We start from the raw sequence: 14,750 nt of genomic DNA on the forward strand, positions 1-14,750 counted from the left end.
TATGTAAATCTTTATTCTTTACCTCCCGAATCTTCAGGTAGATTTTTTGATTTTAGACGCTTGGCATCTTTAAGACACTTATGCATCATCCATTCTAACTGACCGTTAACACTACGAAATTCATCATCTGCCCATTTCTCTATTAATTTAAAAGTTTCTGGGTCAATTCTAAGAACAAATGATTTTTTTTTACTCATAGATTACGAATGTAATGTACCTGTATTAATTACTGGGGTTGCTTCTTTATCTCCGCAAAGAACAACCATCAAATTACTGACCATAGATGCTTTTTTATCATCATCAAAATCAATGATATTATCTTTTGATAATTTAAACAATGCATCTTCTACCATACCAACAGCGCCTTCAACTATTTTTTTTCGAGCAGCAACAATAGCTACAGCCTGTTGACGTTTCAACATTGAATTTGCAATTTCTGGAGCATAAGCTAAATACCCAATTCTTGCTTCTGTTACCTCTATCCCGGCAATCAATAAACGCTCTGTTATTTCATTTTCTAATGCTTCATTAACCTCATCCATACCAGATAGCAATGTTACTTCATTTTTTCCATCTGCAAAGTTATCATAAGGATATGAACCTGCAAGTTTTCTTACGGCTGCATCGGTTTGTACTCTTACAAAATCTTCATATTGATCCACATCGAATGCAGCTCTATATGTATTCTTTACTTTCCACACTAAAATAACATTAATCAAAATCGGATTACCAATCTTATCATTTACTTTTACGCGTTCACTATAAAAGTTTCTAGCTCTTAACGAAATTCTTTGTTTGGTATAAAAAGGATTAATCCAAAAAAAGCCATTATCCTTTACTGTTCCTTTATATGCACCGAACAACACCATCACTTTAGAACTATTAGGGTTTACAATAAAAAAACCTTTTCCAATAAACAGCAAAACCAAAAGTAAAACTATAAAAAAAGGTTTTCCAGTTATGATCAAACCTAAAATCATACTTATCAAAACTAATAACAATGCTCCAAGCATTATATAACCACTAATCGCTTTAATTCTTTTCTCTTTATTCATAATAATATCATTTTGATATCACAATGATACAATTTTTTTTTGACTTAAAAAATATATTTCAGCCTCTCTTAAAAAGAAATACTTAGCATTTATCTTTGAAAAATAAAAAAACGCCCTTGTATAAAGGACGTTTTTTCACTCATTAACTAAATAAATCTAAACTCAACACAAATCATGAAATTTCGATTAATCTTTTTGGCTGTATTTTAGCCTCTTCTTTTTTTGGGATAATCACGGCTAATACTCCATTTTCATATATCGCTTCTATTGATGCATTATCAACAATTTCTGGCAGATTAAATGATCTTTTAAATGAACCATAACTAAATTCTTTTCTGGTATATTTACCTGCATTCTCTTTTGTTTCTTTTTCAGATTTTGTTTGTGATGAAATTATTAGCGTATCGTTATCTAATTCAATATTAAAATCCTCTTTACTAAGCCCTGGAGCCGCTAATTCTACTTTAAAATCATTATCTGTTTCTTGTACATTAACCGCAGGAGTATTAAATCCAATTCTACTTGTGTTTGTAGTACCTCCTAACCAGTCAGTTGCAAAAAAATCATCGAAAAGGAATGGCAATCTATCTGTTCTTTTTATTAAACTCATTGTATTTGTTTTTTAAATGTTATTTATATTTTTATTTACAATGAGGATATAGCAAATTAGGTTCCAATCCATTTTTAATGACAGTTTGTCATCGTAATCGTGGCATTTAGTGACTTTTTGTCATTTTTGATCTAAAAACAATGACAAAACCGCAATAAATCAACATTTTTCTACTAATTATAAAATCTAGTAAAAATTGCTATCAATTCTTTAGGCGGAATAACTTTATTAGGATAGTTATGCATTTCTTTTAAAACGGTATCTAAAGCTTCTGGTCGCAATCCCATACGCAAACCTATATCTTTAATTTTATGAATCTCTTCTAGAGAAGTTTCTTGATCAACATTCATAAGAAGTACTAAACGATGAAACTGAAGAATGCGCTGAGATTCTGGTTGTAAGTTCTTTTTTGCTACTCCTTCTTCAATCAATTTTTTGATTTCTTCTTCTGATACACCTAACTGAGATCCCACAACCACAATAAAGTTATACTCTTGTTCCTTAAAGTTCTTATCTGCTTTTGCAAACTGTATCATCTCAGAAAGCAAACTCAATTTTTCTTCTTTACTATACATCATCCTAATTACTTTTTGCCGAAAATAGTAAATTTCAAATTATATTTAACCATAATATAGTTACAAAACATACCTTTGCAGTATGGGTTTGACAAACAACGACATTTTCAAAAAGTTAAGAGTTGCACATAAATTACGTGACGACGATATTATTAAAATTTGTGCTTTAGTAGATTTTAAAGTATCAAAAAGTGAACTAGGAGCCTTTTTCAGGAATGAAAACCACCCAAAATATATGGAATGTGGTGATCAAATTCTTAGAAATTTTCTTAATGGACTCATTATTCATTTAAGAGGCCCAATGCCAAAAAAAGAAACTACACCCAAAAAAAAGACCTCTTAGTTTTATGTGTTTCAAGAAACTCTTTTATCTACATATGTAAAGCATTCGGCATTCATCTTTATGATTAAATCGTTTTACCTACACTTTTAATCTATACAGCTATTTAGAACAAATGTTTTATTTATTACATTTGAAATACATGAGGTGTCACAGGCGTAAATAATTTTAAGTTGATTATAAACTTGCTAAATATTTGAGTGATATCAGAGAAATGTAGTTACCAGGGTAACTATATAACATTTTTGACAAACACTTAAAAATGTTTCAAATTATGATTGAAGAAACAGATCAGTTAATAATAACCGAGAGCATCAGAAAAAAAGTACAAGAACCAGAAAGTCGTATTCGGAATTTGGAGGAGAAGATTAAATTAATAAGTTTTATCAAATCATATTGGTAGTTTATACTAACCTTTATTGGATTTGGTGCTTTTTTGTCAAAAGTATTTCTCTTATTCCCCTAAAATAAAAAACGATTGCCAACAACATATATGCGATCATAGCAACTAAGTGATGAATCGAATGGTTGTTGTATTTTTGGTAAGGGCAATGATTGAAAAATGAAAAAAAACACAACAAACAATGCGCAAATTTATCGATCGCTAGGTAACATTTTGCTCTGTCATGACATATATGTTATTACCTTAGGTATAATTAAAAAAACCAAATACTTTTAAAACTGCATGATAGTTTATATTTCAGGAACTTACCAAATCTCAATCCACTCATACAGACCGAAAGAAATTAAATGTTATAACTGTAACGCTTCCAGCCAAATAATAGTCGAAAAAAAGGTATCGGTTTATCATTTGATGTACATTCCTATTTCTCCATATAAAACTAAAAACATATTCACATGTACATCGTGTAATAACGAATTTGAGCCAAAAAATTTAAAACCTGAAAACAAAACTTATTATAAGAACTTTAAATCAAAGAAATGGATTCCAATTTGGCTATTTAGTGGGGTAATAATAATCCTATTCGGAATTGGATATTTTGCTGTTAATCAAATAAAAAAAAATGAAGAAAAGTTAAGTAAATTAACCAACGGAGATCAAACACAAATAATACAATATGAAACTGATAATGGAAATTACACAACACTAAGAACTATTAAAATCACTTCAGACTTTGTTTGGTTGAATTATAATGAATATGAAATTGAAAAGTATGATTTCATATACCAAATAGGAGGTGAAGGAAATTACTCAACTGATACCGTAAAGGTTGACATTAAAATAATTAAAGAATTATTTAAACAAGGAAAGGTCAAAAAAATTTATCCTATTAAATAATTTTACAATGTTCAACAACCTGAATCGATTGCGGAATAAATCAAATAAACAAATGAAAATAATATGGAAACATTTTTAGTAATCTTATTTTTTCTAATTTGCTTAGGCTCTATGACAACAACTCTTGTAGCAATAATTCAAATTTTAACAAATGAATTCAATGGTTCAAAAGGAATGTGGATAATAATTTCAATGATTGGCATAATTGGACCAATTTTATACTTGTCTAAGGGACGAAAATTAATAGTAAAAAAATAGAACGATTTATTATCATGACATATGTGATCACAGTTGACTAATGATTGATCGAATGGTTCTTGTATATTGTATGGACAGAAAAAAACTTACAATCACAAATCGAAGAATTAATTAAAAAGTAAAATCACTTCATATATTCTTTTAATCTATTTAGCTATTCAGAATAAATGCTTAATTTGGAGGGTAACTAACCATAATCTTTCAAAGAAGCACCTATGCTCACCACCGAACAAAAACAAAAATACAGGGAAGAGCTTTTTCGTCATTTAGACGGAATCGCAGTTGCTCCTGTTGCCTATTCATTATTCAAAAATGATATCACAAAACACCTTCTAGATCATAAAGAGACATCTGTTACACAGATAGCCTCTGCTCACAAAGCAAATGAAGGATACATTAATGTTGCCTTGCGAATCTTAGCTGCACAAGGCTGGTTAACGTATCAAAATGAAGGTAACGAAATCATAGTTAGTATTAATGAGTATTCAAAAATCGCATTCGAGTGTTTTTATCTATATGAAGACGTTGTAGATTTACTTGAGTATTCTGGTAAATTTCATCCAAGAAAATTTGAAATCGAACCTTTTTATAAACTTGAAAAATTATTCAAGAAGTACCAAGATCGTTTTAACCTCACACCTTCTTCAGAAAATACAACTAATCAAATTCAAAACCAAATTCTTAAACATATTGAAGGTATCCTTGTAGGGCCTACTGTTGTTCATTTAGGCATGGGAGGTATGTTTCATAAATATTTTATGGAAGCATCTTTTAGTGCTGATGAATACCATCAACACCCTAAAAGCTTTAACACCATACTCACATTTCTATCTGGCTTAGGTTGGTTTTCAAAGTCTAACAATCACTATACGTTCACAGAAAAAGGTTTATTTTTTGCAAAAAGAGCTTCGGCTTATGGTGTCACCGTTTCATACATCCCTATGTTTAGAAAAATGAATACGTTGCTGTTTGGAGATCCTAATATTTTATGGAAAACTCAAAATGAAAGTGAGATTCATGTTGATAGAGAGATGAATGTATGGGGCAGCGGGGGTGCACATGCTACCTATTTTGAAAAAATCGATGAAATTATAATTAGCTTGTTTAATAAACCTTTAGACGAACAACCTAAAGGCATTTTAGATATGGGATGTGGAAATGGGGCTTTTTTGATTCATCTATTTGATGTTATAGCATCAAAGACACTTCGAGGCAAACACTTAGACGATCACCCATTATTTCTAGTTGGTGCAGATTACAATAAAGCTGCTCTAAAGGTAACCCGTGCAAACCTTGTTCAAGCTGACATATGGGCCAAAGTAATTTGGGGAGATATTAGTGATCCTGATTTACTTCAAAAAGACTTAAAAAAGAATTATCAAATTGAATTGAAAGACCTATTATCGGTTCGTACATTCCTAGATCATAATAGAATTTGGAGCCAACCAACCACTACATTAGACGCTCCTAGTATTTCTACTGGAGCTTTTTCGTATAGAGGAAAACGACTAAACAATGATGATGTTGAGCGCAATTTAAAAGATCACTTACAAAACTGGGAACCTCACATTGCAAAATTTGGCCTAATCATTATTGAGCTACACACTATCTCTCCATCATTAACAGCAAAAAACATTGGCAAAACAGCTGCTACTGCATATGACGCCACTCACGGGTTCTCGGACCAATACATTTTAGAAATTGCTTCTTTTCTTAAAATAGTTAAAGAAGTTGGCTTAGAAAGTGAGAATACCTATTTTTCAAAATTCCCGGACTCTGATCTGGCTACGGTTAGCATTAACTATCTTATTAAAAATCATTAAAAAATAGAGTAATCTATATTCAATATTAGTAAACACACATGAATTACAGAACTTTAGGTAAAACAGGGTATTCCATCTCTGAAATCAGCTTAGGCACATGGCAAGTAGGCGGTAAATGGGGCTCTACTTTTAACAACGCTAATGCAGACAAAATTCTTAACACCGCAATAGACTCAGGAATCAACTTTATTGATACTGCCGATGTATACAGCGAAGGTTTAAGTGAAAAAGCTGTAGGTAGATTGATAAAATCAAGATCCGAAAAAATATACGTCGCCAGTAAATGTGGGCGTTTTATCACCCCCCATACAAACAAAAACTATACAGCCAAGGTCTTAAGGCAATATGTCGAGGACAGTCTTACTAATCTTGGAATAGAGACACTTGATTTAATCCAATTGCATTGCCCTCCCACAGAAGTATATTATCGCCCAGAAATATTTGAAGAGTTTGACAAATTAAAAGACGAGGGTAAAATTGGTGCATTAGGAGTAAGTGTCGAAAAAGTTGAAGAGGCCATAAAAGCTATAGAATACGATAATGTTACTACGGTTCAAATTATCTTTAATATGTTTAGACAGCGGCCAAATGAGTTATTTTTTGAACAAGCCAAAAAGAAAAATATAGGCATCATCGCAAGGGTACCTCTTGCTAGTGGGCTACTTAGTGGTAAATACTCGAAGAAAACCACTTTTCACAAAGATGATCATAGAGCTTTTAATAGAAATGGTGACGCTTTTGACAAAGGTGAAACTTTCTCAGGAGTAGATTACAATCTAGGACTTGAAACTGTTGAACTTTTAAAACAACATTTTCCAGATGTTTCGTTACCACATTTAGCTTTAAAATGGATTTTAAATCACCCTGAAATAAGTTGTGTAATTCCTGGAGCCTCTAATGTTGAACAATTAGTATCAAATATCAGCGCCAGTAGTATAAATAATCTTACAAATGGTGATGTCGAGACAATAAGAAATATCTATCAGGAGCATATCAAAAAATATGTTCATCAATACTGGTAAAAAATAAATCCCGGTTGATTAATCCGGGATTTATAATTCTATAAACTATTTAACAGTTTTATTCTTCTACTAGTCGCACTGGTAATTTAAAAGTGACTTTATCAGAACTAAAACTTGTATGAACTTTTTTATAATTCAAACGACCTTTGATGTAATTTTCTAATACCTCACTTTCAGAATCAACAGACAACACTACGATTTCATTTTCATCATTAATCGTCAAGATAACATCAGCTATCAATTCATTTGTAATTTTAAAATTAGGTTTTTTAAGTAACCCTTTAATCTCTTGGGTCAGAACATTTTCTGTAGTAGACGGATTAGTATTGGCATGGGCTACTGAACTGACTGCAATTATAATTGCCAGAAATAATACATTTAGTTTTTTCATGATCTATTCGTTTTTATTGATTTATATCTATAAGACTACGAACGATCTCAGTTTGTTACGTTAAAAAGAATCTTTAACCATTACTTAACAAAAGCTTCTTTGCTCCTAAAAAAACAACTTACATGTTTTATCATTCTCTATTAGAGCTTTCCTCAGTTTCTAGTATATTGGGTTATTACTTTTTTATGATCTGGGTATTCTTTAATTAGCGCTTCTCTTTCTGCCAGCTCAAAATCATTAAAATCAAAACCAGGAGATACTGTACATCCCACCAAAGAATAACTGTTAGTATCCTTAACACTAGAAGCAAACCAACAACCTGCTGGCACAACTAATTGCGGCAACTCTCCTTGATCCAATTGCATCCCCACGATATATTTTCTATAAACTCCATCCAAACCTATAACATGCACATATAATGATGAACCATTATAGTAATGCCAAATTTCATCTTGTTTAATCCTATGGAATGCAGAAAAATTCTCTGACGTAAGTAAAAAATAAATTGCTGTAGCATAATTTCGATCTCCCGAAAATCCTTCACTTAAACTAGACTTAGAAATCAATCCATTACTTCTATAAGTCTCTTTATAGAAACCTCCTTCAGGATGAGGATTCATTTGTAATTTATAAACTATGTCTTCTATTTTTTCTTTCATAATGATTTACACTATTATATGACAAAAAAAAAGAAGCGATCTAGATAGATCGCTTCGAATATATAGTATACAATCTATAAAGTACTACGCCAATACAGCCTGTACTTTATCAGCAGCTTCTTGGAATTGTACAGCACTTTGTACATCTAATCCACTACTATCGATTAATTCTTTAGCTATATCAGCATTTGTTCCTTGTAAACGAACAATAATAGGAACTTTGATTGCATCACCCATATTTTTGTATGCATCAACCACTCCTTGAGCGACTCTATCACAACGAACAATTCCTCCGAATATATTAATCAGAATTGCCTTTACATTAGGATCTTTTAAAATAATTCTAAACGCTTCTTCAACACGTTTAGCATCTGCAGTACCTCCTACATCAAGAAAGTTTGCTGGTTCTCCACCTGCTTGCTTAATCAAATCCATTGTAGCCATTGCAAGACCGGCACCGTTAACCATACAACCAACATTTCCATCAAGGTCAACATAATTAAGTCCCACTTCATTTGCTTCGACTTCAATAGGATTCTCCTCGCGGATATCTCTCATATCCACATAATTCTTATGACGGTATAATGCATTATCATCAATAGTCACTTTTGCATCAACTGCCATGATCTTATCATCACTTGTTTTAAGAACAGGGTTAATTTCAAATAAAGACGCATCTGATTTTACATATGCCGTATATAATGCCATTACGAATTTTGTCATTTCTTTAAATGCAGTACCACTTAATCCTAAATTAAATGCTACTCGACGTGCTTGAAAAGGGAGTAACCCAACAGATGGATCTACTTCTTCAGTAAAAATCAAATGAGGTGTTTCTTCTGCAACAGTTTCAATATCCATTCCTCCTTCTGTAGAATACATAATCATATTACGCCCAGAAGTACGGTTTAATAAAACTGACATATAGAACTCATCTGGTTCACTATCCCCAGGATAATATACATCTTCAGCAACTAATACTTGGTGAACTTTCTTACCTTCTGCAGAAGTTTGCGGTGTAATCAAATTCATACCAATGATCTGACCAGCAATCTCTTCAACTTCTTTAAGGTTTTTTGCAAGTTTAACTCCACCACCTTTTCCTCGTCCACCTGCGTGTACTTGCGCCTTAATAACATGCCATCCTGTACCGGTTTCAGCAGTTAATTGTTTAGCTGCAGCTACAGCTTCATTAGCATTTTGAGCAACAAGACCGCGCTGAATACGCACGCCAAAGCTGCTTAATATCTCTTTACCCTGATATTCGTGTAAGTTCATACTATTATTTTTTTGCCTTTTTTATAGGAGTCCCAAAAATATGAAAAGTGAAGTTACTGTGCCAATCTTTTATCGTAAAAAACATCGAAGATATATCTTACAAAAATTCGCTTTAAAAAGTTTTAAAAAACAATACGGGATATCACAATTTAAAATTTTCAAAATCTAAAGGATCAAAGTTTCTAAAATGACCATTCATTTGTATCACTTCTTTGGCCCTATTCATTTCACGAACAACAGGAATTGTTATTTTTAAATGTCCGATAAGATAATTTAATCGTTCCAATTCACTTCGCAATGTTAACAAATGATACTCTTGATGTAATGCTAAACCTATTTTATGCGCTACCTGGTAACTTATAAAAGGAATATCAAAAGAAGGTGGGTTTTCTATGGTAAGTTCTACGTACAAAATCGCTATATTTTTTAATAGCTCTTCTTGCAACTCTTCTGCGGTACTATCATTATCGGTTAAAAACTCAACATCACCTCCTGCATATAGTTTACCTGGAAACCGTTTAAAGAAATTCTTAATTCTAAAAATTCTAGTTCCAACACAAACCACATCACTTTCTCCTTTTTCATACTTCTTAGACACTTTTTGAAGCTTTACTTCTGTACCATAATCTAATTTATTGTTTATATACGTTGGAACACCAAAAGAAATACCATCATTTTCGCAATCATTAATTAATTGCTGATAACGTTCTTCAAAAATATGTAAAGGCAGACGTTCACCGGGATAAACAACTGTTTGCAATGGAAAAAGAGGTAACATGTTTTTTTATTAAAAATACTAATTAACCATCTTTATCACGCTTAAACACAAGTTAAAAATCTCAAAATCTATCGTTATAGTAGATTTTTTAGATAACTGGCGCTGATATCTCTAATTTTATTGATAATTTCGTAGGCTTAAATTCGTGACACGATGGAAAATGAAAATTTATTAGCAATTGCAAAAGAATTTGGGAGTCCGGTATATGTATACGACTCTTCAAAAATTATTTCACAGTATAATCGCCTTTCTGGAGCGTTTAAGAAGGTCAAACGATTAAAACTGAATTATGCAGTCAAGGCACTGTCTAATCTTGCAATTTTAAAGCTAATGAATTCGTTAGGAGCGGGATTAGACACTGTATCTGTTCAGGAAGTTAAACTAGGATTACTTGCAGGTGTAAAACCGAGTAATATCATTTTTACACCAAACGGTGTTTCCTTAGAAGAAATAGAACAAGTATCTGCTATGGGGGTTCAAATTAATATTGATAACCTATCTATTCTCGAGCAATTTGGAACAAAACACCCTAAAGTACCTGTATGCATCAGAGTTAATCCTCATGTAATGGCAGGCGGAAATAGCAATATTTCTGTGGGACATATTGATAGTAAATTTGGGATATCTATTCATCAAATTCCTCATATTCTAAGAATTGTTGAAAATACTGGAATGAACATTAATGGTATACATATGCATACCGGAAGTGACATCCTAGATATCGAAGTTTTCTTATATGCAAGTGAAATATTATTCGAAACCGCAAAAAACTTTGAAAATTTAGATTTTATAGATTTTGGAAGTGGATTTAAAGTTCCTTACAAACCAGGAGATATAGAAACTAATATTGAAGAATTTGGCGAAAAACTCACCAAACGATTTAATTCATTTTGTAAAGAGTATGGAAAAGAAATAACTTTAGGTTTTGAGCCTGGAAAATTTCTTGTTAGTGAGTCTGGTTATTTTTTAGCAAATGTCAATGTAGTTAAACAAACTACCTCTACAGTTTTTGCCGGAATTGATAGTGGTTTTAATCATTTAATAAGACCAATGTTTTATAACTCTCATCATGAAATTATAAACATCTCAAATCCAGAAGGAAAAGAGCGTTTTTATTCTATAGTTGGTTATATATGTGAAACAGATACATTCGCTACCAATAGACGTATTTCAGAAATTAAAGAAGGTGATATTATTGCCTTTAAGAATGCTGGAGCATACTGTTTTTCTATGGCGAGTAATTACAATTCAAGATATAGACCTGCCGAAGTATTATGGCATAATGGAGAGGCGCACCTTATTCGTAAAAGAGAAGTTTTTGAAGACCTGACAAAAAATCAAGTCGATGTAGACATATTTTCTAAAGAAGCAGCATCTGTTTCTTAAGATCAGTTATGTATTAATACAAAAAAAAAAGCATCGATTAGTATCGATGCTTTTTTTTGTATCTATAAAAACTACTCTTTGATACCTGGTTGTAGAATTTTGAAATTTTCTTTTTTCTTTGCAGCATCTACTATTCTTTTTACATCTTTCAACAAGTTTTTAGCATCATATACAACACCATCTTTGATTGTATACTTTACACCTCCTACTCTTGTTACAACATTATCTTCTGTTAACCTAATTGCTCCTGTACCATATAGAACTTTAAGGTTTTTTAGTGGATTTTCATCAATGATTACAAAATCTGCTAATTTTCCTACCTCAACAGATCCTATTTTATCAGCGACACCTAATGCTTCGGCTCCGCTTAACGTAGCTGCTCTTATCACCTCAAGGGGATGAAAACCTGCCTCTCTCATTAATTCTAATTCTCGAATGTAAGCAAACCCATATAATTGAAAAATAAAACCAGAATCCGAACCAACGGTTATCCTACCACCTCTATTCTTATATTCATTTATAAAAGTCATCCATAACCTATAATTTTCTTTCCAAGCTACTTCTTGCTCTGTACCCCAATCATGCCAATAGGATCCATGAGAAATTTTACTTGGCTGATAAAACCTCCAAAGTGACGGTAACGTATATAGCTCATGCCACTCTGCTCTTCTTGCCCTTTGCAAATCCCTACTCGCTTCGTAAATATTAAAAGTTGGATCTATTGTAAAATCAAGTTCTAAAAGCTCATTCATTACTTTGTTCCAATGATCAGAAAATGGCTTTGCAGCTTGCTTCCAAAGTTTTCCTGCCTCTTCGAATCGGTCTTGCTCGTTTTGGTAATTATAGTCTAATGGATATTGTTGAACGGTTTTATCTTCAAACAAAGCTTCTGGTAATCCATACCAGTGCTCCATAGAGGTCAACCCAGCTCTCGCAGAATTCAAAACATTCCATCTTGCTACATCAGTTTGTGCATGATGACAAGCAGAACGCAATCCTAGTTTTTTATTCTCATCTAATGCTGCTGACATAATTTCTGGGGCAGCTCCAAATAACTTTATCCCATCAGCTCCTCTCTTTGCATTTTCTCTAACCCAATTCCTTGCCATTTCGGGTGTACTAATCGGGGCTTCACTTCCTTCACCAAAGCCTGTATACGCAAAGATTCTTGGGGCTACAATTTCGTTTTTGATACTAGATTTTTTTAATTCCAAAGTCCAACCCAAACCTCTACCACTTGGTTCTCGAACTGTAGTAACCCCATGCGCCATCCATAACTTAAACACATAATCAGCATCAGCTCCTTGAGCAACACCACCTATATGTCCATGCATGTCGACAAACCCTGGCAGGAGATACATTCCTTCTACATCAATTTCTTTTCCTCCGGCTTTTAAAATTGGTCTTCTGTCGTTTTTAATAGGCACTCCTGGATACCCCACTACTTTAATCTCTTTTATCACATTATTTTCTACAACAATATCTAATGGACCTCTTGGAGGGGATCCATTACCATTGATTAAAGTTACCCCACGAATAATAAGTTGTTTAAATGGTCCTTCAGAAAATTCTTGAGCAAAAGACAGGTTGAATATTACATTAAAAACAAAACAAACGAGTAGTGATTTTTCTATTTTCATGGTTAGCAATTAAAATACATTTCGATTTATGAATAAACTTACAGAATTCAATACAAAACCAAGGCTCTTCTTTCAAAAAAAACAACAAACCACCGGTAATTACATCAAAAACAATTACTTAACACCTGCGCAATACATTTTTCTTTACTTTTGACTTTCAATCAAATCACGTATAATCATGGGAAAATTAACATGGAATTCATTTACGAAAAAAATATACATTCACACCTCTGCTAAAAATCTATATAAACTCTGGGCTACTTCAGAAGGGATTACTTCATGGTTTTTAAGAGAAGCGACCTATAAGAATTCCCGCGGGGGAATTAAAAAACAATCTGAATATATTGAAAAAGGGGATTCATATGTTTGGAAATGGCATAATTGGGATGGAGAAGAAGAAGGCACAGTACTAGAAGCTAATGGAGAAAACTATCTAGAAATTTCATTCGAATCTTCTAAGGTATCTGTTTCTTTAGAAGAAAAAAACAACATTACTATTGTAACTTTAAAACAATTTTCTATTCCTGAAGATGATAAAAGTAAATTGCAAATACACTATGGATGTAGTAATGGTTGGACTTTCTGGCTCACCAATCTAAAAGCTTTTATTGAACATGGTATTTTATTAAATGAAGTAGAAATAAATTTAAAAGAAAATGACCTAGCAGGCTATGAATTCGTAAACATGTAACCTTTATAATTTTTTGATATTCCTAATCAAGTGCTCTAATCCGTTTAATTTTAATTCATAAACGGTTTGAAGTTGTTGACCAAGAACGCCTTTCGGAAATCCTTTATTGTAATACCAAACTATATAATACTCTGGAAGATCTATCAAGTATCGATCTTTATACTTGCCGAATGGCATTTTAGTATGAGCTAATTTTAATAAAAACTCTCTTTGAAGTTGGGGATCCATTTGATTTAAAGCGAAGAAATTATTTGGTATAATCTCTATAGTACCAGAGAAGTGTTTTTATCTTTTTCTCCCATTTTGCTTGGTTTGCAGTATTTCTAGAATGATCTGTCTCTTCATCATATCTTTCCTGCATATTGATTCTCATTCGCTCAACCAACTTATACATTTTATTTAAATCTCGTCTTATATTTTTACCTGCTTTGTATTCTTTTAATCGCTTCCTCATAATTCTAGCATGCAACTCTGAAATATCAAAATGTAATTGTTCATGAAAGAGAAGATGATCAGACATTTGCCCTCGTTTCACCCACGAAAGAGATGGATAGCAAAAGCTATCTACTTGATAATTTAATTCTATATCACCTTTATCTTTACCGTAAGACCATTGGTAAGTTATCCCTGTATTTACACTTGCATCAAAAGTACTATTCATTTCAGGCCTACCTCTAAAGTCAGACCAATCAAGCTTACTTCTTTCAGCATAAGAGAATTTACCTACAAAACCATTATTAATGGGAAAAGATAAAAATAAAATAATAGTAAAGTACTTAATCATAATTGCAACAATTATGCCCAACCCAAAAGTTATATTGTTCACTATTTAATTATGTTAGCGTCCAATATGGGGCAAATATTGTCGACACAATTAAAATAGTCTTAATTTCCTTGATCCTAAATATACATGTATTTTTAAATTTCACATGACCAATTAGCAT

General features: G+C 32.3%; 18 protein-coding genes. 7 read left to right on the forward strand and 11 right to left on the reverse strand.

Going from position 1 to position 14,750, the window contains the following annotated elements; translation table 11 throughout:
• Positions 1 to 11 precede the first annotated feature (11 nt).
• The 4 genes from AWE51_RS11645 to AWE51_RS11660 form a co-directional block, all read right to left on the reverse strand.
• A complete protein-coding gene (locus AWE51_RS11645; protein WP_066313722.1) occupies positions 12 to 197 on the reverse strand; it encodes a hypothetical protein in 186 nt (61 codons plus the stop codon).
• A 3-nt stretch (positions 198 to 200) separates the two neighbouring features.
• Positions 201 to 1,055 carry an SPFH domain-containing protein gene (locus AWE51_RS11650; protein ID WP_066313724.1) on the reverse strand — a complete coding sequence of 285 codons (855 nt, stop codon included), beginning with the start codon at positions 1,053 to 1,055 and terminating at the stop codon, positions 201 to 203.
• A 172-nt stretch (positions 1,056 to 1,227) separates the two neighbouring features.
• Positions 1,228 to 1,665 (reverse strand): Hsp20/alpha crystallin family protein, encoded by a 438-nt coding sequence (locus AWE51_RS11655; protein WP_066313725.1) that lies wholly within the window; start codon positions 1,663 to 1,665, stop codon positions 1,228 to 1,230.
• Between the two features lie 173 nt (positions 1,666 to 1,838).
• Positions 1,839 to 2,243, reverse strand: a complete 405-nt coding sequence (locus AWE51_RS11660) for a TerB family tellurite resistance protein (RefSeq protein WP_232517379.1) — start codon at positions 2,241 to 2,243, stop codon at positions 1,839 to 1,841.
• A 79-nt stretch (positions 2,244 to 2,322) separates the two neighbouring features.
• Here AWE51_RS11660 and AWE51_RS11665 point away from each other — a divergent pair, with 79 nt between their 5' ends.
• The 5 genes from AWE51_RS11665 to AWE51_RS11685 all read left to right on the forward strand — a co-directional run bounded on the left by AWE51_RS11665 (position 2,323) and on the right by AWE51_RS11685 (position 6,983).
• Positions 2,323 to 2,583: a DUF1456 family protein gene (locus AWE51_RS11665; protein WP_066313727.1), complete on the forward strand. Its 261-nt coding sequence runs from the start codon at positions 2,323 to 2,325 to the stop codon at positions 2,581 to 2,583.
• A 682-nt stretch (positions 2,584 to 3,265) separates the two neighbouring features.
• Entirely contained in the window at positions 3,266 to 3,880 is a 615-nt protein-coding gene (locus tag AWE51_RS11670) for a zinc ribbon domain-containing protein (protein WP_157766081.1), read from the forward strand.
• Between the two features lie 111 nt (positions 3,881 to 3,991).
• Positions 3,992 to 4,138 carry a PLDc N-terminal domain-containing protein gene (locus AWE51_RS27225; RefSeq protein WP_394332234.1) on the forward strand — a complete coding sequence of 49 codons (147 nt, stop codon included), beginning with the start codon at positions 3,992 to 3,994 and terminating at the stop codon, positions 4,136 to 4,138.
• A 215-nt stretch (positions 4,139 to 4,353) separates the two neighbouring features.
• Positions 4,354 to 5,961 carry an AprA-related methyltransferase gene (locus AWE51_RS11680; RefSeq protein WP_066313730.1) on the forward strand — a complete coding sequence of 536 codons (1,608 nt, stop codon included), beginning with the start codon at positions 4,354 to 4,356 and terminating at the stop codon, positions 5,959 to 5,961.
• Between the two features lie 38 nt (positions 5,962 to 5,999).
• Entirely contained in the window at positions 6,000 to 6,983 is a 984-nt protein-coding gene (locus tag AWE51_RS11685; RefSeq protein WP_066313731.1) for an aldo/keto reductase, read from the forward strand.
• A gap of 58 nt (positions 6,984 to 7,041) precedes the next feature.
• Here AWE51_RS11685 and AWE51_RS11690 read toward each other — a convergent pair whose 3' ends face one another.
• From AWE51_RS11690 to AWE51_RS11705, 4 genes are all read right to left on the reverse strand, one after another.
• Positions 7,042 to 7,374 (reverse strand): hypothetical protein, encoded by a 333-nt coding sequence (locus AWE51_RS11690; protein ID WP_066313733.1) that lies wholly within the window; start codon positions 7,372 to 7,374, stop codon positions 7,042 to 7,044.
• 152 nt (positions 7,375 to 7,526) lie between these two features.
• Positions 7,527 to 8,033 carry a cupin domain-containing protein gene (locus tag AWE51_RS11695; protein ID WP_066313734.1) on the reverse strand — a complete coding sequence of 169 codons (507 nt, stop codon included), beginning with the start codon at positions 8,031 to 8,033 and terminating at the stop codon, positions 7,527 to 7,529.
• 84 nt (positions 8,034 to 8,117) lie between these two features.
• On the reverse strand, positions 8,118 to 9,311 hold the full coding sequence (sucC, locus tag AWE51_RS11700; protein WP_066313735.1) for an ADP-forming succinate--CoA ligase subunit beta: 1,194 nt from the start codon (positions 9,309 to 9,311) through the stop codon (positions 8,118 to 8,120).
• Positions 9,312 to 9,453: 142 nt separating this feature from the next.
• Complete coding sequence (locus tag AWE51_RS11705; protein WP_066313736.1) at positions 9,454 to 10,089, reverse strand: LON peptidase substrate-binding domain-containing protein; 636 nt, start codon at positions 10,087 to 10,089, stop codon at positions 9,454 to 9,456.
• Between the two features lie 153 nt (positions 10,090 to 10,242).
• Here AWE51_RS11705 and lysA point away from each other — a divergent pair, with 153 nt between their 5' ends.
• Positions 10,243 to 11,475, forward strand: coding sequence for a diaminopimelate decarboxylase (gene lysA, locus AWE51_RS11710; protein ID WP_066313738.1), 1,233 nt, complete (start codon positions 10,243 to 10,245; stop codon positions 11,473 to 11,475).
• Between the two features lie 71 nt (positions 11,476 to 11,546).
• Here lysA and AWE51_RS11715 read toward each other — a convergent pair whose 3' ends face one another.
• On the reverse strand, positions 11,547 to 13,115 hold the full coding sequence (locus tag AWE51_RS11715; RefSeq protein ID WP_066313739.1) for an amidohydrolase family protein: 1,569 nt from the start codon (positions 13,113 to 13,115) through the stop codon (positions 11,547 to 11,549).
• Between the two features lie 178 nt (positions 13,116 to 13,293).
• Here AWE51_RS11715 and AWE51_RS11720 point away from each other — a divergent pair, with 178 nt between their 5' ends.
• Positions 13,294 to 13,806 carry an SRPBCC family protein gene (locus AWE51_RS11720; RefSeq protein WP_066313740.1) on the forward strand — a complete coding sequence of 171 codons (513 nt, stop codon included), beginning with the start codon at positions 13,294 to 13,296 and terminating at the stop codon, positions 13,804 to 13,806.
• A gap of 3 nt (positions 13,807 to 13,809) precedes the next feature.
• Here the strand turns inward: AWE51_RS11720 and AWE51_RS11725 are convergent, their stop codons facing one another.
• Both AWE51_RS11725 and AWE51_RS11730 read right to left on the reverse strand, forming a co-directional pair.
• A complete protein-coding gene (locus AWE51_RS11725) occupies positions 13,810 to 14,034 on the reverse strand; it encodes a DUF3820 family protein (protein WP_066313741.1) in 225 nt (74 codons plus the stop codon).
• A 19-nt stretch (positions 14,035 to 14,053) separates the two neighbouring features.
• Positions 14,054 to 14,590, reverse strand: a complete 537-nt coding sequence (locus AWE51_RS11730; RefSeq protein WP_066314615.1) for a DUF922 domain-containing protein — start codon at positions 14,588 to 14,590, stop codon at positions 14,054 to 14,056.
• Positions 14,591 to 14,750 lie beyond the last annotated feature (160 nt).

The sequence above is a fragment of the Aquimarina aggregata genome (genome assembly GCF_001632745.1).
Taxonomy (GTDB): domain Bacteria; phylum Bacteroidota; class Bacteroidia; order Flavobacteriales; family Flavobacteriaceae; genus Aquimarina; species Aquimarina aggregata.